The organism is Burkholderia sp. RS01 (assembly GCF_039748055.1).
Lineage (GTDB): Bacteria > Actinomycetota > Actinomycetes > Actinomycetales > Micrococcaceae > Arthrobacter.
In genome coordinates this window covers 93,410-116,661 of sequence record NZ_JBDLAK010000003.1, presented here as the reverse complement: position 1 = coordinate 116,661, position 23,252 = coordinate 93,410, and the positions used below count along the sequence as shown (strand labels likewise).

The window sequence follows — 23,252 nt, the reverse complement described above, 5'->3', positions numbered from 1 at the left end:
AACCTTACAGCCGGCTGAATGTTGGCGTGCTGGCGCCTGAGTCTTCCCTGCCCCGGGCTGACCCAAGCAGCCCGTCGCCTGTCTCACAAGCAGCCAGCGGAACAAACCGGCGTCGTGAAGCGGCGCGGGAAGCGCCGTGCGAATGCCCAGATTATCCCCAGTAAATGCCCAGAATCCGTGACTATCGTGAAGACGCCGGAAGAATGACCTGGAGGATTCTGTTGCAGACCTGGCTGTATTCAATCAGTCTTTTGGAGGGGTGGTTTCCGGATACCCTGGCCGTTCTCTGCGCTGTCTCCATTATCTTCCTGCTGCTGCGCCGGCGCCCCGGTTGGTGGATCTTTGCCGCCGTTTCGCTGACCGCTTCGATGGCAGGCTGCTTCGGCCTGGCGTGGCTATTGGTTCACGTCTTCTACGTGTGGCCGGAAGATCTTCCGCCGGAGGTAGTGGCGTGGGCCGGTGTCGGAGTTTTTGCCGCAACCGCCTGCGTCGGAAATATTCTCCTGGGCGGCCTGCGGCACACCCTCCTGGCTCCGGTCGCTGCCCTCGTGGTCCTCAGTCTCTGCGGGCTGCAGATCAATGCCTACTTTGGTCTGCTCCCGACGGTCGGCACGTTGTTCGGCGTCTCCGGGTCCTCGCTTCTGCCGCTGGAGTCCGCCTTGAAGAAGCACGGCGACCGGATGTCCTTCGAAAGCGCGCCGATCTACGACCACTGGCACGAACCTGGGCATTTGGCTGCCACCGGCGTCATGCGCCATGCGGAGATCCCGGGGACGGTTTCGGGATGGCATGGCCGGCACGCCCATATCTACCTGCCGCCGGTGTACCTCCTGAAGAACCGGCCCAAGCTCCCGGTCCTTGTTCTGGTTGGCAGCCAGCCTGGCTGGCCGGGGGTATGGGCCGTCAGCGGGGACCTCGTCCGGATGATGGCCGTTTTCGCGGCCAGGCACCACGGTCTGGCTCCGGTGGTTGTCATTCCTGATCCCAATGGGACCGAGGATGGCAACACGATGTGCATGGACACCACAATTGCCAAGACGGACACCTACATGAGCGTTGACGTGCCCGAATGGATCAAGCACAACCTCGACGTGGACTCGAACCCGCAGCATTGGGCCGTGGGCGGCTTTTCTTTCGGCGGCACCTGCGCCGTCCAGATGGCTACCCGGCATCCTCGCATTTACCCCAACTTCATGAGTTTTGGCGGTGAGCGGGAGCCCGCCCTGGCGATTTCACGCCAGCAGACAGCCAACGAGGCGTTCGCCGGAAACCTCGCTGCGTTCACGGCCGAAGTCCCGCTGACGCTGCTGGCCAAACACCACTACGCGGACAGCTTTGGATTCTTCGCGGCGGGGGCCGACGATCCCGAGTTCCGGGGCAACGCCGTCGTGCTGGCCGCGGCCGCTGCCAAGGCGGGAATGCACGTCAAATCGGAAATCGTCCCGGGTGCCGGGCATTCGTGGAAGGTCGTGTTGGATTCAATGCAGTCGGCGTTGGATTTCCTGGCACGGCCGATGGGGCTGGCCCCGTGACGAAAGGGGCCGGTTGGCGGGCACCGCTGCGGGCCGCCGTGCGGTTGCTGCGCAGCGTCCCCTTGGCCTCCTTGCTGGCCGCTGTCATGTGGGCCGCCGCCGCCGGAACCCGTTCCGTGGTGTCCGGGCCGCCCCCGGAAGTGCGGCGGCTGGTGGCGGAGAGCTTCGACGCTGCCGCCCGCGGGGACTGGTGGGCACCTCTCCTTTCCATCTTCTTTACCGGAAACCTGGCCTCGTACCTTCTGGCCACGGCGATCATCCTGGGATGCGTCGGGCTCGCGGAAGCCACGATGGGCACCCTGCGGACAGCCCTGGCCTTCTTCGGCGGCCATCTGGGCGCCCTGGTCCTGCATTTCACTGTGGTCCTGGCCGGTTCGGCCCTGGGCAGCGACTGGCTCGCGGGCATGCGGCCCGGGGCGATCATCGGCCCGTTCGCCGGATCGCTGGCAGCGCTGATGGCGGCCACTCCGCTGCTCAGCGCGTTGTGGCGGCGCCGGCTGCGCTCGGTCACCGTAGCCGTCACGCTCATGCTGCTGCTGTACGTCGGGCATCCGCAGGCGCTGGCCAGTTTTCTGGGCATCCTGTGCGGCCTTGGCCTGGCCCGGGTTCTTCACGAACCGCCGGAGGGAGCCCGCCTGCCCCGCTCCACGAGCCGAGAGACGAGGGCGCTGCTGTCGATGATGGTGGCAGTCTTCGCCGCAGGGCCGGCGATGGCAGCCCTGGCCCAGGCACCGTCCGGGCCCTTGGCTATCCTCCGCGATCTGATCGTCAATCCGATTCCGACCATCAGCCAACTCCAGGCCAATTGCCGGGCAGCCGTCGACCTGAGCTGCGCGCAGGTGCTTCACAGCCCCGGCCTCAACGGCCCGGGAGGTGAGGCGCTGTCGCTGGTCCCGCTGCTGGTGCTGCTCGTCTGCGCGGAAGGCCTGCGGCGCGGAAACCGTTTGGCGCTGTGGGCAGCGATCGCCGTCCACCTGGTGATCGGAGTCCTCTCGGCCATCCACCTGCAGCTCTTTTCACTGTTCGGGAGCTACATGCGCAGCGCAGGCCGGGTGCTCCCCGTGGAGTCGGGGATTGTTGAGGTGCTGCCGGTGGTCACTGTGCCGTTCGTCATCGCCGGGCTGCTTTTCTTCAACCGGCGGCATTTCATCGTCGATCCCGATCCTCTCCTGCGCCGGCGAACGGCGATTCTGGTGCCCTCGCTCTTTGCCGTCTTCGTCACAGGCTATGTGATCGCGTGGTTCGCAGAGGACAACTATCACCGGAGAGCGGGACTGTTTGCCCTCCTGGCCACACTTCCGAGGATGTTCCTGCCCTACCCGTTCTCCTTCCGGTATTCGGTGTCAGTGTTCCCGCACGGCTTCTTTTCCACCCTGCTCTTCAGCTACGGGGGCGCCGTCTTCTGGCTCGTGTCCGTCATCAGCGTGTTCGTGCTGTTCCTCAGCCGGCGGCTGAGGAACATCCGCCCGGACAACGAATTCTCCAAGGCCAGGGAACTGGTCCGCCAGGGCGGAGGCTCGCTGTCCTGGATGGCCCTGTGGCCGAACAACCGCTATTGGTTCAACGCTACCCAGACCGCGGGCGTGGCCTATCAGGTGCACTATAACGTTGCGTTGACTATCGGCGGGCCGTTCGGGCATCCGAAAGACGCCGGTGGCACGGCCGAGGAATTCACTCGCTTCTGCGGCGCCCAGTCTCTGGCCCCGTGCTGGTATTCGATCACCGACGACAACTGGGAGCACCTGCGGAGGCTCGGCTTCCGCCGCGTCGCCGTCGCGGAGGAGACGCTGCTGCCCATCAGGGAAATCGAATTCAAGGGCAAGGAATGGCAGAACGTCCGCACCGCGCTCAACAAGGCCCGGAAGCTGGGAGTCACCGCCCGGTGGTCCACCTACAGCGAGCTGAGCCTCGGGCTTCGGACGCAGATCCACGAGATCTCGGAAGCGTGGGTATCCGAGAAGGCCCTGCCCGAGATGGGGTTCACGCTGGGCGGCCTTGAAGAACTCAAGGATGACAATGTACTCATTGGGCTTGCCGTGGATTCAAACGGGAAAGTGCACGGCGTGACCAGCTGGCTGCCGGTGTTCCGGCGCGGACAGGTTGTCAGCCGGACCCTCGATTTCATGCGGCGGAGTCAGGAGGGCTTCCCGGGCGTCATGGAGTTCCTGATCGCCTCTGCCGTGATCCACTTCAAAGAATCGCTTGACGTCCTCTCGCTCTCCGGGTCCCCTCTTGTCCCTCCGGCGGCGTCTGAAGCTCATTCTTCGGCGCCGGCTGACGGCGATGCCCTGGGCAGGTTCCTGGCCCTGTTGGGGAGGGGCCTCGAGCCGGTATACGGTTTCCGCTCTCTGGCGGCCTTCAAGGCGCGGTTCCGGCCGCGGCACCGCACGCTCTACATGATGTATCAGGATCCGCTGTGGCTTCCGTGGATCGGCCGGGCGGTCACCGAGGCATACATGCCGAACACATCCCTGCGGCAAACGGCGAAGCTGCTCCGGGAAATCATGGCGTGAGTCTGTCGGGCACCAACCCGGACGAAGAAAAACACCCCGGTCCGAAGACCGGGGTGTTCCCGATGACCCGACACATCCGTGAAGGATGTCCCGACTCACCACAAAATGTGGAGATGGGGGGAATTGAACCCCCGTCCGATGTCGTGTTGTCAGGGCTTCTCCGGGCGCAGTTCGCGTCGGATTTTCTCGGCCCCAGCCGTCCTGCAAACAGGCGGCTGATCCGGGCCCAGTCATCTAAGAGTCCCGTCTGCCCCGATGACGGGGGCAAACAGCAGTGGCTATCTAAATGACGCCAGGATCCGGGGCAATAGCAACCTCGGGCTGACGGACTGTCTTACTGCTTAGGCAGCAAGAGCGAAGTCAGTGCGCTTAGAATTGGCACTTATTGGTTTGCAGACAGCGTTTACGAGATAATTCTGCATCCTCGGCCCGCTTCACCTGTCGCGACTAACATCGTCGAAACCGATCATCCCCGTATTTTGTTACCAAGCCGGCGGGGCCAACGGTACACGTACCAGATCCCTGCCGGACTACCCATCATAACGCATCTTTGCGGCGAATAATTCCTACCGGCGGTTGCGGTCCCTCATGACCCGAAGAGCTTCGCGCTTGTCCTGCTGTTCCCGCAGCGTCTGGCGCTTGTCGTACTCCTTCTTGCCCCTGGCGATGCCGATTTCCACCTTGGCCCGGCCGTCCAGGAAGTACAGCTGCAGCGGCACCACGGTAAAGCCGGATTCCCGGATCTTGTGCGAGATTTTAATGAGCTCCTCGCGATGCAGCAGCAGTTTGCGGCGCCTGCGGGCGGCGTGATTGGTCCAGCTCCCCTGGTTGTACTCGGGGATATGGATTCCCTCCATCCACAGCTCATCGTTGTAGAAAGTGCAGAAGCCATCAACCATCGAGGCGTGGCCTTCGCGAAGGCTCTTCACCTCGGTGCCCATCAGGGCGATGCCGGCCTCGTAAGTGTCCAGGACATGGTAGTCATGCCGGGCCTTCCGGTTGGTGGCCACTACCTTACGGCCACTTTCTTTGGGCACGGTAGAACTCCTCAGATCTCAAAATTTTGGCTGTTCCGGGGCTCCGGAGCAAGGTCACACCAGTCTACGGCAGTCATCCGGGCGCGGATGCGAAGGCCGGGAGCCTGCCTCAGAGCAGGGTCATCGGGTCCACCGCTACCCCGTTGAGCCAGGTCTCGAAGTGCGAGTGGCAGCCCGTGGAGTTTCCGGTGGTGCCGGAGTAGGCAATGAGCTGACCCTGGCTGACATGCTGGCCTGGAGAGACGGTGACGCTGCTGTTGTGGTAATAGATCGTGGTCAGCGAGTTCCCCTGCACCACGCCGTGGGAGATTTTGACGTTGTTGCCGCCGCCGTCGTCCGCCCAGCCGGCAGAGAAGACGGTGCCCGCTGCCGGGGCATACACAGGCGTGCCGCAGGCGGCCCCAAAGTCGATGCCGGTGTGCATGTAGCCGCCCTGGCCGTAGAAGTCGACGGTTCCGGGCGGCGTTGCCCGCCAGCCGAATCCGGACGTGATGGGCACGCCGTCGGAGAACGGGTGACGGAGCCCGAAGGCCGACGGCGGACCGGTCACCGGCGCATACGGCTTCGGCGTTTCGCCCTTGGCCTTGGCCGCCGCCGCGGCAACGGCTGCGAGGCGGCGCTGCTCCGCCTCCCATGCTTCACGCAGCTTCCGGTCACGTTCGACGATCTCGGCGGCCACGGCGTCCTGCCGGGCCTTGACGGTCGCAAGTTTCTTCTGGATTCCCGGCTTGGCGGCTTCGAGTTCCTTGTTGAGCCGGGCGGTGTCGGCGATGAGCTTGTCCACCTGGGCCTTCTTGGCGGCTGCCTCGTCCCGGGCTGCCTTCTCCTTGGCCAGCGCGGCGTCGGCTTTGGCCTTGAGGTCCTTGATCTCCGCTTCGACCGCTTCCAGGCGGGCCCGGGAGTTCACGTTGGTGGCGTTCTGCTGGGTCAGCTTGTCCATGGCCGAGTTCTGGCTGCGCATGGCCTGGTCTGCCAGGTCGATGGTGTCCGTGAGGCTGCCCGTGTTGTTGGAGCCGAAGAACAGCGTCAGGTTCGACGGCACGCCGCCGGACTTGTAGGCCTGCGTGGCAATCTGGCCAATGAGTTTCTTGGTGCTGGCGATCTTCTGCTTGTCCGTGTCCAGCTGCTGGGCGATCTTAGCCTTGTTCTGCTGGGCAAGATCCACCCGGGCGGCGAGTGCCTCAACCTCTTTCACTGCGCTGGCCACACGGCCCTGCGCCTCTAGCAATGCCTGCTGGGCGGCCGGGAGCTGGCCGCGGAAGAGGACCAGGTCGGCCGCAGCCTTGGAGATTTTTGCGTCCACGAATTCCAGCGACTGCTGGACCCGGGCCGCCTCAGCCTTGAGGGCGGCCTGCTGGTCTTCGAGATCGTCGGCGAAGGCTGCCGGAGCCGAGGCCGCCAGGCCGGCCGCCAGCACCAGCGCGAGGGCTGCACTGACGATCCTGCGTTGGGGTCCCGCCGGAGCGTTCCGCGGGAGCCGGGCGGACTTCGCTATCATGGGCATTCCTTCAGTTCGACAGTGCGCACAGCGAGACTCCAGAGCAATGTCGCGGGGACATTGACAATGAAGCTGGAGCGGACGAGGAGATTTCCTCCGGTGCTCGGAATCTTGTCATGTGAATTTCTCATTGGATTTCTCCCAAGGCAGCCTGTTTGCTCACGCCGAGCGCTACAGCCAATTCTGACCGGCCTGCCCCTTCCTCATGCGCAGATTTTGCCCAGTTTTCGAGCAGTTGTTCGCGCATGGACTACACCCTCAAGTATCGGCGGAGTGTCAGAAGAGATGAAGTACCCGCGAGGACCACGCCCAGTCCGACAAGGGCGGGAGCCAGGAGCAGCGTCTGCGCGGGGGAAATAAATGCGGTGTCCGGGTACTGCTTGGACATGTACTCACCCAGGAAGAAATGGGCGACGGCCCACAGTGTTCCCGATGCGAGGGCTGCACCGATGACGGCGGCAATCACGCCCTCGAGGATGAACGGCAGCTGGATCACTATCTTTGAGGCGCCTACGAGCCTCATGATTCCCGTCTCGCGCCGCCTGCTGAACGCCGAGAGCCGGATGGTGGTGGCGATGAGCAGGATGGCGCAGACCGTCATCACGCCGGCAATGCTCACCGCCACGAGTGACGCGGCGTTCATTACGGAGAACAGCCGTTCCAGGACCTGCCGCTGATCAATGACCGTCTCCACCCCGGGCTGCGAGGCGAACGTCTCGCTGATGATCTGGTACTTTTCCGGATCCTTCATGTTGATCCGGAAGGACGCAGGAAGCTGGTCGGGCGTGACGGAGTCGACGATGGGCGAGTTCGAAAATTGCTCCTTGAAGTGCTTGTAGGCATCTTCCTTGGACTCGAACTGGAAGTCGTTGATGTACTGGGAAACCGCCGGCGACTTGAGCAGGGTCCGCAGGTTTTCCTGCTGCTCGGGAGTGACCGTTCCCGTGGCGCAGCCGGCCGCCGTCGAGCCGTCACCGCAAAGGAAGATGGCGACCTGGACTTTGTCGTACCAGTAGCCCTTCATTTGGTTGATCTGCAGCTGGAGCATTCCGGCGGCGCCGACGAACGTCAGCGACACGAACGTCACCAGGATGACGGACACCACCATGGAAAGGTTCCGGCGCAGGCCGCTGCCGATCTCGCCGAGGATGAACTGGAGCCTCACAGCTGGTCCTCCCCTGAACGCGGGGAGCGGTCCGGCCGGGGAGGGCCGGAGTCCGCGGCGTCGTCCCGTCCGCTGGCATCCTTGAGCCGGCGGGACTGGCCGACGACGGGAATCATCGACGTGTACAGGGCGCGCGCTTCGTCGCGGATGACCCTGCCGTTCTTGAGTTCCACCACGCGTTTGCGCATTTCGTTCACGATGTCGTCGTCGTGGGTGGCCATGACCACCGTGGTGCCGTTCTGGTTGATCTTGTCCAGGACACCCATGATGCCCATGGAAGTGGTGGGATCCAGGTTGCCGGTGGGCTCGTCCGCCAGCAGGATGCCGGGCCGGTTGACCACTGCGCGGGCGATTGCCACGCGCTGTTGCTCGCCGCCGGAAAGTTCGTGCGGCATGCGCCGCTCCTTGCCTTCGAGGCCAACGGTCTTCAGGACCTCGGGGACGGTGTCCCGGATGACGCTGCGGCTTTTGCCGATGACCTGCATCGCGAACGCGACGTTCGCGAAGACGTTCTTCTGCGGCAGCAGGCGGAAGTCCTGGAAGACGACGCCGATCCCCCGGCGGAGCCTCGGCACGCGCCAGCTGGAGATGTTGGCGACGTTTTGGCCTGCGACATAGACGATGCCGGAAGTGGCGCGGTCTTCCTTGAGGACTAGGCGCAGAAATGTTGACTTGCCGGATCCCGACGCGCCGACGAGGAACGCGAATTCCCCACGGTCGATTTCAAGGCTGACAGCGTCCAGCGCAGGCCGGGCGTTCTGGTCGTAGACCTTGGTGACATTTTCGAAACGGATCATGACCCTATGTACCCTGCAGGACGCGGCTTTGTGGGCATGGTCTGCAACCGGTGCGGGGGCTTTCTCTTGGGGGAAGTAGAGCTCCGGCCCCTCGACTATACGCACGGGCAGCTGCGCTCACCGGGGAGTCAGCGGGGCGTGTCGCACGATTCGAGCCCAAAGCCTGGCCGTTCAGCGTCGAAGGTGGCTACTTGGCCGCGTTGCGGTTGTCCGTGCGCCAGCGGATGCCGGCTTCGATGAAGTCGTCAATCGCGCCGTCGAACACAGCGGACGTGTTGCCCACTTCGTGCTCGGTGCGGAGGTCCTTGACCATCTGGTACGGGTTCAGGACGTAGGAGCGCATCTGGTCGCCCCAGGATGCCTTGACGTCACCGGCGAACGCCTTCTTCTCGGCGTCCTCCTGCTCCTTCTTGAGGAGCAGGAGGCGGGACTGCAGCACACGCAGGGCGGCGGCGCGGTTCTGCAGCTGCGACTTTTCGTTCTGCATGGACACCACCGTGCCCGTGGGGATGTGGGTCAGCCGGACGGCGGAGTCCGTCGTGTTGACCGACTGGCCGCCGGGGCCCGAGGACCGGAAGACATCCACACGGATTTCGTTGTCCGGGATGTCGATGGAGTCCGTCTGTTCGATGAGCGGAATGACTTCGACGGCGGCGAAAGAAGTCTGCCGGCGGCCCTGGTTGTCGAAGGGGCTGATCCTGACGAGACGGTGCGTTCCCGCCTCGACGCTCAGCGTGCCGAACGCGTAGGGCGCGTTGACTTCGAACGTGGCGGACTTGAGCCCGGCCTCTTCCGCATAGGAAGTGTCCATGACGGTGGTGGGATATCCATGCCGCTCGGCCCAGCGCAGGTACATCCGGAGGAGCATTTCCGCGAAGTCGGCAGCATCGACGCCGCCGGCACCCGAGCGAATGGTCACCACGGCCTCGCGCTCGTCGTATTCGCCTGCGAGGAGCGTGACGACCTCAAGCTCTTTGAGGGATTTCCGGATCGACTCGAGCTCCGCGGCGGCCTCCCCCATGGAATCGGCGTCGTCCTCATCCTGGCCCAACTCAACCAGCACTTCCAGGTCGTCAATGCGGGACACGAGGGTGTTCAGCCGTTCAAGCTCGGACTGCCTGTGTGACAGGCGGGAGGTGATCACCTGGGCGGCTGCGGGGTCATCCCACAGGTTCGGTTCGCCGGCGCGCTCGCTCAGCTCTGCGATGTCTTCCTTCAGCGCCTCGACATTGGTGACGTTCTCGATGGAGCTGTAGGTGGCGCGCAGCGCGCGGATTTCTGCGGAAAAATCTATTTGGGCCATGGTTATTAAAGCCTACGCTATCCGTCTCCTCCCGCCGCGCGGGCGGGCTTGGCTTGATTCGCGGAGCGACTTGGCTCGCGGGCGGGCTGGCCGTCACGAGCGGGCGGCGCGGCGGCCGGCCTACCGTGTGAGCCGCGACCGGGCGGTGGACGCCGCCTCGATGCGGATACCGTCCGGCACGAGGAAGTTCACCACCGGTGGGTGCACTGCGGCACTGAGGACCACGACGGCGGTGGACCCGTCGGGTGTTCCGGTTGCCGCAGTGACGGCCAGACCTTCGAATCGCCCGAACGCACCGTTCCGGTTGAGGTAGTCACCCGCGACGCTCCTGACGCGTTCCCCGCTCAGGACGGCCGAAGGGGTTCCGCCCTTGGTCTCCACCTGTCCAAGGGTGTAGCTGTCCGCGGCAGCCACCGATGCGCCGTCGGCCAGGGACAGGAGTTTCTTGTGCTCGATGTAAAGGCTTGACGCCGCCATCACCACCGTGCTGACCAGGAGTGCAAGCATGACGAACCCGATAATGAGCACGGCCATCTGCCCGTCCTCGCTTCCGGTTCCGTTCCCTCCGCCGGGTGTCCGGCGGGCCGGATCCCATCTCACCGGAACTTGCCCACGATCTGGGTCGCTGAGGCGTTCAGTTGGCTGGCGTTGAGGCGAAGAGCGTCGCTGAAGGGGACGAAGGGAAGCGGAACGCTCAGATGAACGGTCACTGTGACGGCGGACCCTGCCGCCATGCAGTCGCCGGGGTCACAGCTGACCTCGACGCGGGCGTTTTCGGCAGAATGCCCGTAATCCGCCATGGCCAGGGTTGCGGCCTGCTCCGCCGCTGCACGGCCCGACTGCTCGTCGCGTTGGGCCACAAAAACCTTCGCCCCCTGGTCTGCTGCGCCGGCGACGGCGAACGAGCCACCTTGGATCTGGCTGATGGTGATGATGAAGTACACCACCGGAACCATCAGGAGCAGCCCCAGGAAGGTGAACTCCACGACCGCGCTCCCCCGCTGGCCGGAGCCGCCCCGCAACGAGGGTCCGGCGGCGCGGCTGCCGGTTGCGTTCCTGCCCCCGGTTGGTTCACAGTCGTCAAGGCACAGCGCTTCGGACAAGCGGTGCTTGAGGAATCGGGCAATGCGCCAAGGCGACGGCCGAACGTTGGCGACGCCCTGCGATGCCCTGGGCACGGTGGGGTCATTCGCCGATGGCCGCATGGCCCTTGACCTCCAGCATGTCCCGGGGACCGATGAGTCCGATCACCGGCATCGGGGCCCTGACGGTTACTTCCAACGTCCGGAGGCCCTGGAAAGTGACTTCACGTGTCTGGACGTCCCGCGCGAAGTCAGCACTCAGGGCTGTTCCGATCAGTTCGCCCGTACGCCGGCGTGCGTCCTCGGCACTGCGGTCAGCCAGGGTCCCGTACCGCGCACCCGAGGCCGCGGCATCGATCAGCGTATTGCGGACGTGCAGTACGAGGGCGAGCTGGATGATGGCCAGAAAGAACATCGTGAGCAGTCCGCCGACCAGCACAAAGTCGACCACAGCAGAACCGCGCTCGCCTCCTGCAGCGTCGACGGAATGCTCCTCGGCCATCCCTGTCACGGCCTATTTTCCGACCGTGTCCATTGCCTGGTTGAACATGGCCTCAAGGGCCGGGCCCGCGAGCGCCAGCAAGGCGGCAACAAGCACCGCCGACATGAGGGTGATCATGACCCAGCCAGGCACATCTCCCCGCTCAGGGTCATCAGGCTGACCGCTGGCTTTGGGTAGCGCCGGCGGGGTCAGCGCCCGGGCTCCCGCGGTGAGCGCCATCAGTGCGTTGGCAATTGCCATTCGGTGCCTGGCCATGAATGTCATGTACTTCCCTTTTCTCTGCGGACTGACTGCTGATAACCGGAAACCCGGTTTGTGTAGGGCCATTCGCCGAGGCGCGCCCGAAGGTCAAAGATTCAGGCTGAGCGCCGCCAGTCCCGGAAACACGGCGAAGACAACGGTGAGCGGCAGGACACCGAATACGAGCGGAACCATCATCGCGATTTCCTTCTTTCCGGCCGACTCCATCAGGTCGCGTTTCGCGGTGTCGCGGACGTCTTGGGCCTGCGCCCTCAGGACCTCTGCGAGGGGCGTGCCGCGCTCCACTGCCACGATGATGCCGTCGACGAACCGGACGAGTGGTCCCAGGTCAGTCCGGGCCGAGAACTCCTGCAACGCTTCCACGAGGGGCTTCCCTGCCCTGGTTTCGGCGAGGACCGCGCCGAATTCCTTTGACAGCTCACCGCGGGCGCTCCTGCACACCCGGTCCAGGGCACCAGTGGCGCTTTCTCCGGCACTCACGGCGAGCGCCATCATCTCGGCGAGGCTGGGGAACTCCGCCATCATCCGTTCTTCACGCTTCCGTATCTGCACACCCAGCCAGTAGTCCCGGAACAGGAACCCGCCCACTGCGCTTCCGGCCGCAGCAACGACCGCCAGGACTGGACTGAACCTCCCGGCGAGTGCGCCCAGAACGATGAGACCGACTGTAGCGACGAAGCCGGAAACGGCCCAGAGCAACTGCTCTGCCCGGAAGTTCACAGGCGGCTTGCTGATGCCCGCCTGCGCGAGCCTACGGGCAAGCGCAGACGAGCCGAGGTTGAATTTGCCCAGTTTGGCGGTGGCATCTTTGATGAGCGGGCGAAGAATGCGTTCGAGCGGACCAAATGGCGTGATGGTGTGGTCCACGGTCCGCAGGAGCCTGGATTCGATGTTCTGGGATCGCAGCTGCGGTTCGATCCGCTCCGCGAGGCTCATTGACCGCATGAATGGCAGCCGGACGACGACGAGCCAGAGTCCGGCGCCCAGAACTACGCCGCACACGATCGCAGCCGCCGGCACCGTGGTCATCGCAGCACCCTCTCTTCTTCCGGCAGGGCCCCTATCCGGAGCATGACGGAGTAGCAGACCAGGGAAACGACCAGCCCCCCGAGCAGGACCGCCGCCCCCATCGGCGTGTTGTAGGCGGCGACGGCTTCCGGGCGGCTCGCGAGCAGCACCATGACGATCCACGGGGCGGCAACAGCGAGGCGGGCCGCGTTGACCGTCCACGACTGCCTGGCCTCCAGTTCACTCCGGGTCCGGGCACTCTCCCTGAGGAACTCGGCCAGGGTCCCGAGGAGCTTGCCGAGATCGGAGCCTCCCACTTCCCTGGTCAGCCGCAGTGCCTCAATAATCCGGTCGGCAACCGGGTCCGCAAGACGCTCCTTGAGCCTGTTCAGGGAAGCGTCGAACTGCCCGCCCGAACGATAGTCGGAGCCGAAGTCCCGAAACACATGGCGCAGTTCCTCCGGTCCTTTTTCACCCAGCTGGATGAGTGCCTCCGGCAGCGACAACCCGGCCCTGATCGCCGACCTCAGGTGATCAACGACGTCGGGCCATAGCCGCCGCAGGACGGCAGTACGCCTCTTGGCCCTCCATTTCACGACAACTACCGGCAGCCAGGCGCCAAACAGTCCGAAGCAGAACGAAATCGGCCATGACTTGCTCACGGCAAAGAAGGCGAGCATGGCAAAGGCGCCCAGGCCAAGGCAGCTCCCGACCAGGCCGGCCCCGGTAACCTTCTCCACGCCCGCGGCAAGCAGCAGGTCCTGCAGGCGGCCGTTACCGCGCTGCTTCCTGACGCGATCCGGCTCTTCCCATGCCGACCACCAGATCAGGAACAACCCGGCCCCTGCCAGTACCCCCAGCAGCGGCGCCATCAGCGCGGCTCCAGGAGGGCGGCAACGTCGTAACCGGCCTTCGCGAATTTCTCCGCTGCGGGCATCGAGTTGGCTTTCAGCTGCAGCTGGCCGTCGACCATCGAGAAGATCATGGACGACTCGATGATGCCGTTCTCGACCCTTCTGCCCAGCGACAGGATTTCGGTCACCTGCCGGCGGCCGCTGGCCTGGCGGCTGCAGTGGACCACGAGGTCAATGCACGAGGCCACCGTCGGGACGACAAACGCGCTCGATATGTTGTCTCCGGCCAGCAGGGGAAGCGTGCAGATCTTGGTCACGGCGTCGTGCGCGGAGTTGGCATGCACCGTACACATGCCGGGCAACCCGGAGTTCAGCGCGATGAGCATGTCGAGGCTCTCGGCCTCCCGTACCTCTCCCACGACGAGGCGGTCGGGCCGCATCCGGAGCGCCTCCTTGACCAGCCGGCGCAGCGGGATTTCACCCTCGCCTTCGAGGTTCGGCTGCCGGCACTGAAGCCCGACGACGTCGCGCAGCGGAAATTGCAGCTCAAAGATTTCCTCAACGGTGATGACGCGCTCGCGGCTCCCGATGCTGGCCGCCAGGCAGTTGAGCATGGTGGTCTTACCCGCCTGCGTTGCACCGGACACAAGAATATTGAGCCCGCTGGCCACCGCGGCTCCGAGAAACCGTGCCGACTGCGGTGTCAGCGTGCCCAGTTCAACGAGGTGCTCCAGGCGGCTTGCCTTGACCACGAACTTGCGGATGTTGATGGCCCAGTGGCGCCTGGTGACGTCAGGGATGACCACGTGGAGCCGTGATCCGTCGGGCAGCGCGGCGTCTACGAAAGGCGAGGACATGTCCAACCGCCGGCCGGAGCTCTTCAGCATGCGCTCAACCAAATCCCGGATCTGCTGGTCCGTGAGGCTGAGGGACGTCAGCTCGGATTCGCCGCTCCTGGCCACGTAGATTTCCGAGGGCGCGTTGATCCAGATCTCCTCGATCTCCGGATCGTCCAGCAGGGGCTGGAGGGCGCCGAAGCCTGCCACCGCGTCGAAGACGAACCTCCGGGCGGGTTCCAGCGGACCGATAGGAGGGAGCGGCCCCATGAGTGCGCGTTCGTCGTAATCGCTCACGGCTGCATCCACGAGCCGCCTGACTTCGACCGCCTGCCGCAGCGGATCGAGACCCCGGCGACGAATTAGCTCCCGGACTTCATCCTCGACTATCCGTACAGCATCCATGTATTCCCCAATACGACTGCCGCCCCCGGCGGAGGAAGTGCAATTGGGTTAAAGCTAAGGGATGCTACCCCGTGGGCAAAGTCATGGCGGACAAGTTGTGGATAAGTGGGTCCCGGGTCGGAACTGTGCCAGCCGACCCGGGGCCCGGCCGTCAGTCCTGTTCTGCGTAGCCGAACGGGTTGGAGCTCTGCCAGCGCCAGTGGTCCTCGCACATCTGCGCCAGGTTCCGGTGCGCCGACCAGCCCAGTTCCGCGAGGGCGGCCGAGGCATCGGCGTAGCTCACGGCCGCGTCGCCGGGCCGCCGCGGCGCGAACTCGTAGGGAATCGGGTGGCCGGCAGCAGCGCCGAAGGCATCGATGACTTCCAGCACGGACGAGCCGCGTCCGGTGCCCAGGTTCCAGCGGAAGGCGCCGGTCTTGGTCGCGAGGTAGCGCAGCGCGGCCAGGTGGCCTGCCGCAAGGTCCATGACGTGGATGTAGTCCCGCACGCCGGTGCCGTCGGGCGTGGGATAGTCGTTGCCGAAGACCATGACCTTCTCCCGGCGGCCCACGGCCACCTGGGCCACGAACGGCAGCAGGTTGTTCGGAATGCCGCGGGGGTCTTCACCGATGCGGCCCGATTCGTGCGCCCCCACGGGGTTGAAGTACCGCAGCAGCGCAATGCTCCAGCGCGGATCGGCGGCGCTCAGGTCGGAGAGGATGTCCTCGATCTGCTCCTTGGTCCGCCCGTAGGGATTGGTTGCGTCGAGGGGAGACTTTTCGATCAGGGGAACATGCTCCGATGCACCGTAAACCGTGGCGGACGAGCTGAAGACCAGCCGGCGCACGCCCGCCTTCTCCATGCTCTCCAGCAGGTTCAGCGTGCCCACGACGTTGTTCTTGTAGTACCAGAGGGGCTTCTCGACCGACTCCCCCACGGCCTTGAGGCCGGCGAAGTGGATGACGGCGTCGAAGCCGCCTTCCGCGAACACGCGGTCGACGGCGTCCGCGTCCAGAAGGTCGCCCTCACGGAAATCCACTTTCTTGCCGGTGAGCTCCTCAACCCTGCGCACCGCCTCGACGCTCGAATTCATGAGGTTGTCCAGCACGACGACCTCATGCCCGTCCTCAAGAAGACAAAGCACAGTGTGTGATCCGATGTAGCCGGCGCCCCCGGTGACCAAAACTTTCATGGCCACAAGTCTAGGTCCAGACGCAGGGCGTCAGCGCCTGCACGCCTCCGTTGCTGCCAAGGAGACCTGAAGGCCCATCCGGCAGGCGCAGTGCCGTTCAGCGTCCCCGCTGGTCACAGGAGTCACATTAGTCACTTCCATACCTCTGGTGTTAGGATGGGCCCGCTAACATCGCCGCTGGTTTGGTGCGGGGCTCAATACGGCGAGGAAAGTCAGCCATGAGGCCGTTTTAAGCCAGCAGCTCAAGGCTACGGAGTACTACATGGAACGTTCCTCGAAAAGCAGTCGCTCCGCAGTCATTGCGTTGAGCATTAGACGGCTGGGCCTTGTGGGGGCTTCCGCGATTCTGTCCACGATGCTGTGCGTAGGCGGCGGCCTTCCGGCCCAAGCAACGGCGACGCCGCCCGCTGGCCCCGCAACCCCTGACGCCCCCGCCGCCTCGACGAGCCCCGCTGCGTCCACGGAACCAGCTCCGTCGTCGGCCGCCGCGCCCTCGGCGAGCACACCGGACCCGGCGACATCTGCCGCAGCCACTCAGGCTGCCACCCCCGCACAACCGGCCCCCGCACAGATCGACATGGACGCGCTGCGCGCCGAAATCGGCAAAGACGGCGCCTACATGGGCCAGGGCGCCAAGGCCCGCGCCTCGACGTTCGCCAAGCAGTCGCAGGCGTCGTCCCTGAATGCCATCTCCACAGAGGCCGCCAATACCTGGATGCCGCCCGGCGTCCAGGGGATGGACGTCAGCAGCCACCAGTCCGCTGTCAACTGGACGGCCCAGTTCAACATGGGTGCCAGGTTTGCCTACGTGAAGGCCACGGAGGGCACGACGTACCGGAACCCGCTCTTCGGGTCCCAGTACGGCGGCGCGGAAGCCGCGGGCATGATCCGCGGGGCGTACCACTTCGCGCTCCCGAACGTGACGGCGGCGTCCGTGCAGGCCGATTACTTCGTCAACAACGGCGGAGGGTGGAGCGGCGACGGGAAGACCATGCCCCCGCTTCTGGACATCGAGTACAACCCGTACCCGTCGCTGGGCAACACGTGCTACAACATGAGCCAGGCAGCGATGGTGAACTGGATTGCTGCCTTCTCCAACCGTGTTCTGGCCCGGACCGGCCGCCTTCCCATGATCTACACAACTACCGACTGGTGGACCAGGTGCACCGGCAACTCCGGAGCCTTCAGCAGGCAGCCCCTGCACCTGGCCTCATATTCGACCTTCGTGGGCACCATGCCCAACGGCTGGGGAACATACAGTGTCTGGCAGTACAGCAGCACCGGACCTTTCGACGGCGACTCCAACGCCTGGAACGGGTCACTGGCCACCCTGCAGAAGTTTGCGTCCACGGCCGACGGTGCCATCCCCACACCATCGATAACGTCCCTGGGTGATGCGATTGCCGCCGACCCCACCGGCGTCCTTTGGGACTATCCCGCGACAGGTTCGGGAACGTTCGGCGCGCGGCGCCAGATCGGAAGCGGCTGGACCGGACTGCGTTCCATTAACGCCATCGACTGGAACGCCGACGGCGTCCTGGACCTCGTCGCCCAATGGACCTCGGGCCGCGTCAACGTGTACCTGGGCGCCTCCACCGGCGGATTTGCCGCCGGCCCGGTGCTGGCAGCGACGGGTTGGGCCAACTACCAGCTCACGGTCGGCTACTGGCTCAGCAGCAGTTTCTTCCCGCAGATCATCACGCGAGACGATGCCGGCGCGCTCCGCCTGTGGCGCAACGCCTCGGGTTCCGGCGTTAGTACGGGAACGGCCATCGGCAACGGCTGGGCCGGGCTGAACCTGACCATGATCGACTTTGACGGCGACGGCAATCAGGACATCCTTGGGCAGGACACGACCGGGGCGCTGCGGCTCTACCGTTCCGGCGGCGCCGGTTCCTTCCTTGCCGAGGCACGGCCGACGGTAGGCAGCGGCTGGAACGCGATGACCAGCGTGACCGTTACCACCAACTTCAAGGGCGCAGGAACCAACGGCCTCATGGCCCGCAGTAGCGGTGGGCAACTGACCTATTACCCCGTGCCCGGCAACTCAACGTGGGGCGCGTCAGCCCTGATCGGCGTCGGATGGAACGACTTCCTCATCGCCGGCGGCGAGACCGTCAACGTCGCTGCCGCTCCTCCGCCCACCCAGCCGACTCCCTCGATCACGGCCGCCTCGGACGTTGTGACCATCGATGCCGCCGGCGGCCTGTTCCGCCGCTCCGCCGGCGGGGGCGCCCTCGGGGCCGCAACCAAGATCGGTGACGGCTTTACCGGCATCGCTTCCGTTCACGTCACCGACTGGAACGCAGACGGTATCCAGGATGTGGCGACTCTCAGTACCGCCGGAGCCCTCAGCATCCGGACCGGGCTGGCTGCCGGCGGCTTCGCGGCACCCAGCATTCTCGCCTCGGGCCTCTCCGGAGCAGACATCACCATCGGGCCCTGGCTGAAGGCGTCGAAATATCCGGGCCTCGTGGTCCGCCAGGCGGCCGGCGCGCTCCAGTTCTACGCGAACCCCTCGGGAGGCGCCCTTGGCCCTGCCGCCGGCATCGGGTCTGGATTCACCCGGATGCACGTCACCATGACGGATGCCGACGGGGACGGCAACCAGGACGTTGCCGCCGTTGACTACCTCGGGCGCATGACGCTTTTCCGCTCCAACGGCACGGGAACGTTCATCGCGGAAGCCCGGAAGCTGATCGGCAACGGGTGGGGCGCGATGACCAGCATCAGTCCGGCCAGGGGATTCGCGGCACCGTCCTCGAACGGGTTACTGGCACGCGACAGCGCAGGAACGCTCAGCTACTACCCGCTGAGCCAGGGAGCCTTCGGCCAGAAGTCGGTGCTGTCGGCAGGATGGGCCAACACCCTAATTTCCGGAAGCGCCCGCCTTGCATCCGAACGGCCGGTCACCAGCACCGCGGACGTGCTCTCCATTGACGCCGCGGGAAGGCTCTGGAACCATCCGGCCGGGTCCTCCGTGATCTCCGGGGCGTTCCAGATCGGCGTCGGCTGGTCAGGGATGAAGTCCCTGAACGTTGTGGACTGGAACAGCGACGGCGTCCCCGACGTCCTCGCCCAGAAGACCAGCGGCGCGCTATCAGCGTACTTGGGATCGGCGTCGGGCGGATTCACCGGACCGGTCACTGTCGCCACGGCAGGCTTCGCCCAGACCACACTGATCGCCGGCAAGTGGGTGACCGGCAGCCGCTACCCCGGCCTGGTGGGCTATGGCAGCAACGGAGAGCTCAACTACTGGGCCAACGCGTCGGGTGCAGCGCTCAGCGCTCCCGTGCGGATCGGCACGGGCTGGACCGGACTCAAGCTGGCCATGGTGGACTTCGACACTGACGGAAAACAGGACCTCTTGGCCGTCTCCTCCTCCGGTTCGATGAAGCTCTTCCGCTCCACCGGGACAAACAGCTTCGTTCCGGAAGCAAGGAAGATTGTCGGCACCGGGTGGCAGTCCTTCCGGCAGTTCTCCGCCACGGCAGGTTTCGCCGGCGCAGCAAGCAAGGGACTTCTGGCCCTGCAGACGTCCGGGCAGCTGCGGTACTACCCCGTCACCGCCGGAAGCAAGTGGGGCCCGGTTTCGACGGCGGGCACTGTCGGCTCAGCGGCCCTCGTTTCCGTCTCGTCCGCTGCGGGCTAGACGCCCGAAGGCACAAGAAGGGCGGCTCCCGCATGGGAGCCGCCTTTCTTGTCCGGCCAGCCTGCGTGCCGCCTTAGGCGCGTGCGTGCCGGGAACCCGCGATGTCGTCCACGGCCTTCTGCCAGGCCAGCACTTGGGACTCGGCCGAGAGCGGCCCGGCTGCGGCGTCTGCCGCCTTCTTCCACTCCGCAATCTTGTCGGCCGTCAGGCCGTGGAGCGTCGCACGCAGCGAATCGGCGGAGAAGTCGGGCGTCACAGCGCCCAAGCCGTACTGCTCAACAAGTGAAACCATCGCCGGTGACGGGCCGACGATCAGGCCGATCCGGGCCTGGACGGCTTCAAAGAACTTGTTCGGCAGGGCATTCTTCAGGTTGAAGTTAGTCGGAGGGAGAAACACCAGCGACACGTCATATTCGCTCAGGGTTGCCACCAGCTGGGCGTACGGAACCGGATCACGGAACCGGATCGCCGGGACAGACGCCGCCTTCTCTTTCAGTTCCGCCACGTAGTCAGGCTCGTTGGGCATGACGATCATGTCCAGGGTGAGCCAGTCCGGCGCGTCCCGCATGGCTTCGATGAAGTTTTCAAGTTTCCGGTAGCGCTGCCCGGCCGCGCTGTGGATCAGGCGCACGGGGGTGCCGACAGGACGAACCTCCCGCTCGGCGTACGGTGCAGCGTTGGTGACAACGCCTGCGGCCACACCGTAATCCTTGGTGTACTCCTCGGCAATGCCCTGGGACACAGTGGTGACCGATTCAGCCATTGGAAGGTAGCGGCGGCAGAGCCAGCGCATGAACGGCGCAACGAACAGCCGCCATTTGAGGTCGTCTTCTTTTTCGCGGGGCGCAAATTCGTGGAGGTCCGCGTGGACGCCGAGCCTCGGCTGAAGTTCGAAGGCCAAGGGCAGCGTATTCAGGTCGTTGGCCAGGATGACGTCGAATTCACCACGGGGCAACACTTTCCGCGCTGCCTGAACGGCTGTCAGCCCGTTGTATACGCGGGGATAGCGCCGGGCGACAAGTCCCAGCTTGTCCGAGGGCCAGCCGCGGGCGTCGCTGGGCAGGGCATAGTGATCATCGACTCCCTCAGGGGCTTCACCGTAGCCGCACGTGGTCACCCGGTATTTGCCTTTGAACAGCTCAACCTGCTTGAGGACCCTTGGATCCGAACGAATGGGCGAAAAGGTCAGGATCAGCAACGAGGGGAGCTCAGTCATATGGCCCATTATCCCAGACACTTGCAGGGCCTCCCGTCCGGAAACCGCCACCACGCGTTGCCCGCAGGCACCGGCGGCGGCAATCTGCAGGGGCTAGAAAATGTTCTTGACCAGCGGAATACGGCTGGCCGCAAGCGAGACCGCAAAACTGGCGGCCAGCGTCACGGCATAGGCACCGGCGATTGCGCCCAGGGAATTTCCGGCAGACACCGCCGGAACGGTCAGCCGGATTGCTTCAAAAATGACGAGGTGGACAAGGAAGACGCCGAAGGTCGCGTTGGACAGTGCAACGGTCATCTTCCCCGCCCGTTTCAGCTTGAGGCCGTCACACAGGGAAAGCGCCACCACGAAGACGCCGATGGCAGCCAGCGCAACCTGCAGCCCCAGGTAGGAGACCGGAAAAGCAGCATCCAGCACCGGCAGCGATCCCCTGTGCCCGTACTGCCAGATGGCAGCTGCCACGAGCCCGGCCGTCGCGGCTCCTGCGGCCAGCAATTTCCAGCCGCCCAGCCGGACGTCCTTGAGGGCGTAGCCCGCGAGGAAATACCCCACATACGGCATCCAGTGGGTAAAGACGTTGAGCTGGATGGGACGGGAGACGCCAAAGAGGCTCAGGATTCCCGGCATCATGTAGAAGATCAGGGCAGCCGCCAGGATTGTTGCGGCGGCGGCAACGGCCCTGCGCCTGCTTCCGCCGCGAAGGAAAGCGGCCAGCAAGGGCGCCACGGCATAAAGCCCGGCGATCAGCCACAGGAAATACAGCTGGGTGAACACCGATCCGTCCACGAGGAGCTGCAGGACACGCGCCGGGGTGAGGTCCTCGCCGCGCATCCACAGCCGCACACCGATCAGATAGATGAGGTTCCAGGCGATCAGCGCGGGGACCAGCCTGACAGCCCGCCTGCGGTAGAAAAGCCCGGGATCGGCGAGTTGCCGGGAGCCAAGGATGAGCGCTCCGGAAATCATCACGAAGACGGGAACCACCCAGATCCATGCGACGTCGATGGTAACGGCGATCCACCAGGTCCGGCTGCCGCGGGGTGCCCGTCCCACCAGGAGGCCGAAAACGTGAATGGCCACGACTCCGCAGATGCTGACAATCCGGAGGATGTCCAGGCCGAAGTCCCGTTGCCGGGGGCTTTCGGGGCTGCGGGCGCCTGCCTGCAGCGGTACGCCCCGAACGGACGTCATTGTCCCCCGTGGGCCGGCGGGGTCAGCCGCCGATCAGGCTGGGCATCTCCGCTCTGATGTGCATCGCTGGCGCCTGGCAGTGCCACCTCGTCAAGGGCGATCCTCCTGGACAGTTTCGTCAACGTGGCTTCCATATGACGGAAGCGCTGGTATGTCGTGGCCATGAACACCAGGAAGCTGACCACGAGGCCGTAAAGGACCAGGTCCGTGCCTCGGCCGATGCCCATGAGGTGTGCCACCCGGGTCAGCAGTTCGGGGAAGAAGATGGAAAACGCTGCTACGCAGGCGAACAGGACCAGCATGATCCGGCGGATGGCGAGGTGCCGCGCGTTGGAGCCGCCGCGCATCAGCGCCAGCGACATGATAACGACGGCCAGGACGAGAACTATCTGGACAATAATCTGCACAATTTCACCTAAAAAAGAGATCAGCAACGATATTGACCGAGTTCAGCAGGGACTGGCCTTTGGATTTGGAATAGTCGGTGTAGACGATTTCGACCGGCTGTTCGACCCAGCGGGGATTCATCTCGGCAAGCTGGTGGACCAGTTCGGAGGCGTGTGCCATCCGGTTCTGCTCCAGGTGAAGGCCGCGGGCCACTCCCGGGCTGAAGGCCCGCAGGCCGTTGTGCGCATCCGTCAGGGCCATGCCGGTGGCGAGGCGGGACTGCACAGCGGCCGTACGGAGAACCAGCCGCTTCATGGGCGACAGCTTTGTCCGGTCATCGAGGAAGCGGGATCCCAGGACGACGTCGGCTTCGCCTGACAGGATTCGGTCGGCCATGGCACGGGCGTCCACGACGCGGTGCTGGCCGTCGGCGTCGAAGGTGATGATGCAATCCAGTTCCGGGTCCTGGAGCGCATACTCGATGCCCGTCTGGAGCGCGGCCCCCTGACCCAGGTTTACGGGGTGCTGAACGACGACGGCGCCCGCTGCCCGGGCGACACCCTGGGAGCCGTCACTGCTGCCGTCGTCGACACACACAACGTTGGGGAATTCTTCCCTCAGCCCCTCGATGACGGTACCGACGACGGACGCTTCGTTGTACATGGGTATGACTATCCAGGTTCGACTCACCCGTCAAGTATTCCATAGGGCACGCAGCCGACGGGCACGCGGGACTCCCCGGCACGGACTCGTGTATGGACGCCTGGAGGGTGTGGAAGGCAGCCAGGAACGGCGGGAGCGGTGACCGGCTGTGGGCCGCCCCGCACCGGCCCGGCCGCATT

The 23,252-nt window shown here is 64.9% G+C and carries 19 protein-coding genes, 1 other RNA gene and 1 pseudogene; 3 read left to right on the top strand and 18 right to left on the bottom strand.

Annotation, left to right across the window (positions count from 1 at the left end; genetic code table 11):
• The first annotated feature begins 203 nt into the window (after positions 1–203).
• Together ABFP37_RS04315 and ABFP37_RS04310 are read left to right on the top strand one after the other, a co-directional pair.
• Positions 204–1,532 carry an alpha/beta hydrolase-fold protein gene (locus ABFP37_RS04315; RefSeq protein ID WP_347032832.1) on the top strand — a complete coding sequence of 443 codons (1,329 nt, stop codon included), beginning with the start codon at positions 204–206 and terminating at the stop codon, positions 1,530–1,532.
• Positions 1,529–4,045, top strand: coding sequence for a DUF2156 domain-containing protein (locus ABFP37_RS04310; RefSeq protein WP_347032831.1), 2,517 nt, complete (start codon positions 1,529–1,531; stop codon positions 4,043–4,045). The genes ABFP37_RS04315 and ABFP37_RS04310 overlap by 4 nt, the downstream gene beginning before the upstream one ends.
• A 105-nt stretch (positions 4,046–4,150) precedes the next feature.
• Here the strand turns inward: ABFP37_RS04310 and ssrA are convergent.
• The 14 genes and pseudogenes from ssrA to galE all read right to left on the bottom strand — a co-directional run bounded on the left by ssrA (position 4,151) and on the right by galE (position 15,964).
• Positions 4,151–4,519: a transfer-messenger RNA gene (ssrA, locus tag ABFP37_RS04305) on the bottom strand.
• A gap of 92 nt (positions 4,520–4,611) precedes the next feature.
• A complete protein-coding gene (gene smpB, locus ABFP37_RS04300; protein WP_078027975.1) occupies positions 4,612–5,082 on the bottom strand; it encodes an SsrA-binding protein SmpB in 471 nt (156 codons plus the stop codon).
• Between the two features lie 109 nt (positions 5,083–5,191).
• A complete protein-coding gene (locus ABFP37_RS04295) occupies positions 5,192–6,580 on the bottom strand; it encodes a peptidoglycan DD-metalloendopeptidase family protein (RefSeq protein ID WP_347032830.1) in 1,389 nt (462 codons plus the stop codon).
• 250 nt (positions 6,581–6,830) lie between these two features.
• Positions 6,831–7,745: a permease-like cell division protein FtsX gene (ftsX, locus tag ABFP37_RS04290; RefSeq protein ID WP_078027976.1), complete on the bottom strand. Its 915-nt coding sequence runs from the start codon at positions 7,743–7,745 to the stop codon at positions 6,831–6,833.
• Between the two features lie 122 nt (positions 7,746–7,867).
• Positions 7,868–8,542 (bottom strand): annotated as a pseudogene (ftsE, locus tag ABFP37_RS04285) (cell division ATP-binding protein FtsE); the annotation flags it as partial.
• Between the two features lie 187 nt (positions 8,543–8,729).
• Positions 8,730–9,845 (bottom strand): peptide chain release factor 2, encoded by a 1,116-nt coding sequence (prfB, locus tag ABFP37_RS04280; RefSeq protein WP_347032829.1) that lies wholly within the window; start codon positions 9,843–9,845, stop codon positions 8,730–8,732.
• A 120-nt stretch (positions 9,846–9,965) separates the two neighbouring features.
• Positions 9,966–10,379 (bottom strand): pilus assembly protein TadG-related protein, encoded by a 414-nt coding sequence (locus tag ABFP37_RS04275; RefSeq protein ID WP_056633819.1) that lies wholly within the window; start codon positions 10,377–10,379, stop codon positions 9,966–9,968.
• Positions 10,380–10,441: 62 nt separating this feature from the next.
• Positions 10,442–11,023, bottom strand: a complete 582-nt coding sequence (locus ABFP37_RS04270) for a hypothetical protein (protein WP_347032828.1) — start codon at positions 11,021–11,023, stop codon at positions 10,442–10,444.
• Positions 11,024–11,030: 7 nt separating this feature from the next.
• Positions 11,031–11,429 (bottom strand): TadE family protein, encoded by a 399-nt coding sequence (locus ABFP37_RS04265; protein WP_347032827.1) that lies wholly within the window; start codon positions 11,427–11,429, stop codon positions 11,031–11,033.
• A 12-nt stretch (positions 11,430–11,441) separates the two neighbouring features.
• A complete protein-coding gene (locus ABFP37_RS04260; RefSeq protein ID WP_139362779.1) occupies positions 11,442–11,669 on the bottom strand; it encodes a hypothetical protein in 228 nt (75 codons plus the stop codon).
• A gap of 108 nt (positions 11,670–11,777) precedes the next feature.
• Complete coding sequence (locus tag ABFP37_RS04255; protein ID WP_347032826.1) at positions 11,778–12,719, bottom strand: type II secretion system F family protein; 942 nt, start codon at positions 12,717–12,719, stop codon at positions 11,778–11,780.
• Entirely contained in the window at positions 12,716–13,570 is an 855-nt protein-coding gene (locus ABFP37_RS04250; protein WP_078027990.1) for a type II secretion system F family protein, read from the bottom strand. The genes ABFP37_RS04255 and ABFP37_RS04250 overlap by 4 nt, the downstream gene beginning before the upstream one ends.
• Positions 13,570–14,793, bottom strand: coding sequence for an ATPase, T2SS/T4P/T4SS family (locus tag ABFP37_RS04245; RefSeq protein WP_078027991.1), 1,224 nt, complete (start codon positions 14,791–14,793; stop codon positions 13,570–13,572). The genes ABFP37_RS04250 and ABFP37_RS04245 overlap by 1 nt, the downstream gene beginning before the upstream one ends.
• Before the next feature lie 151 nt (positions 14,794–14,944).
• Complete coding sequence (gene galE, locus ABFP37_RS04240) at positions 14,945–15,964, bottom strand: UDP-glucose 4-epimerase GalE (RefSeq protein ID WP_078028195.1); 1,020 nt, start codon at positions 15,962–15,964, stop codon at positions 14,945–14,947.
• A 304-nt stretch (positions 15,965–16,268) separates the two neighbouring features.
• Between galE and ABFP37_RS04235 the strand changes: the two genes are divergently transcribed.
• A complete protein-coding gene (locus ABFP37_RS04235) occupies positions 16,269–19,616 on the top strand; it encodes a GH25 family lysozyme (RefSeq protein ID WP_347032825.1) in 3,348 nt (1,115 codons plus the stop codon).
• A gap of 73 nt (positions 19,617–19,689) precedes the next feature.
• Here ABFP37_RS04235 and ABFP37_RS04230 read toward each other — a convergent pair whose 3' ends face one another.
• From ABFP37_RS04230 to ABFP37_RS04215, 4 genes are all read right to left on the bottom strand, one after another.
• Positions 19,690–20,832 carry a glycosyltransferase gene (locus ABFP37_RS04230; protein WP_347032824.1) on the bottom strand — a complete coding sequence of 381 codons (1,143 nt, stop codon included), beginning with the start codon at positions 20,830–20,832 and terminating at the stop codon, positions 19,690–19,692.
• Positions 20,833–20,925: 93 nt separating this feature from the next.
• A complete protein-coding gene (locus ABFP37_RS04225) occupies positions 20,926–22,023 on the bottom strand; it encodes an acyltransferase family protein (RefSeq protein ID WP_347032823.1) in 1,098 nt (365 codons plus the stop codon).
• Positions 22,020–22,430 carry a DUF2304 domain-containing protein gene (locus ABFP37_RS04220; RefSeq protein ID WP_078027995.1) on the bottom strand — a complete coding sequence of 137 codons (411 nt, stop codon included), beginning with the start codon at positions 22,428–22,430 and terminating at the stop codon, positions 22,020–22,022. Before ABFP37_RS04220 ends, ABFP37_RS04225 begins: the two co-directional genes overlap by 4 nt.
• A 4-nt stretch (positions 22,431–22,434) precedes the next feature.
• Positions 22,435–23,073, bottom strand: coding sequence for a glycosyltransferase family 2 protein (locus ABFP37_RS04215; RefSeq protein WP_078027996.1), 639 nt, complete (start codon positions 23,071–23,073; stop codon positions 22,435–22,437).
• Positions 23,074–23,252 lie beyond the last annotated feature (179 nt).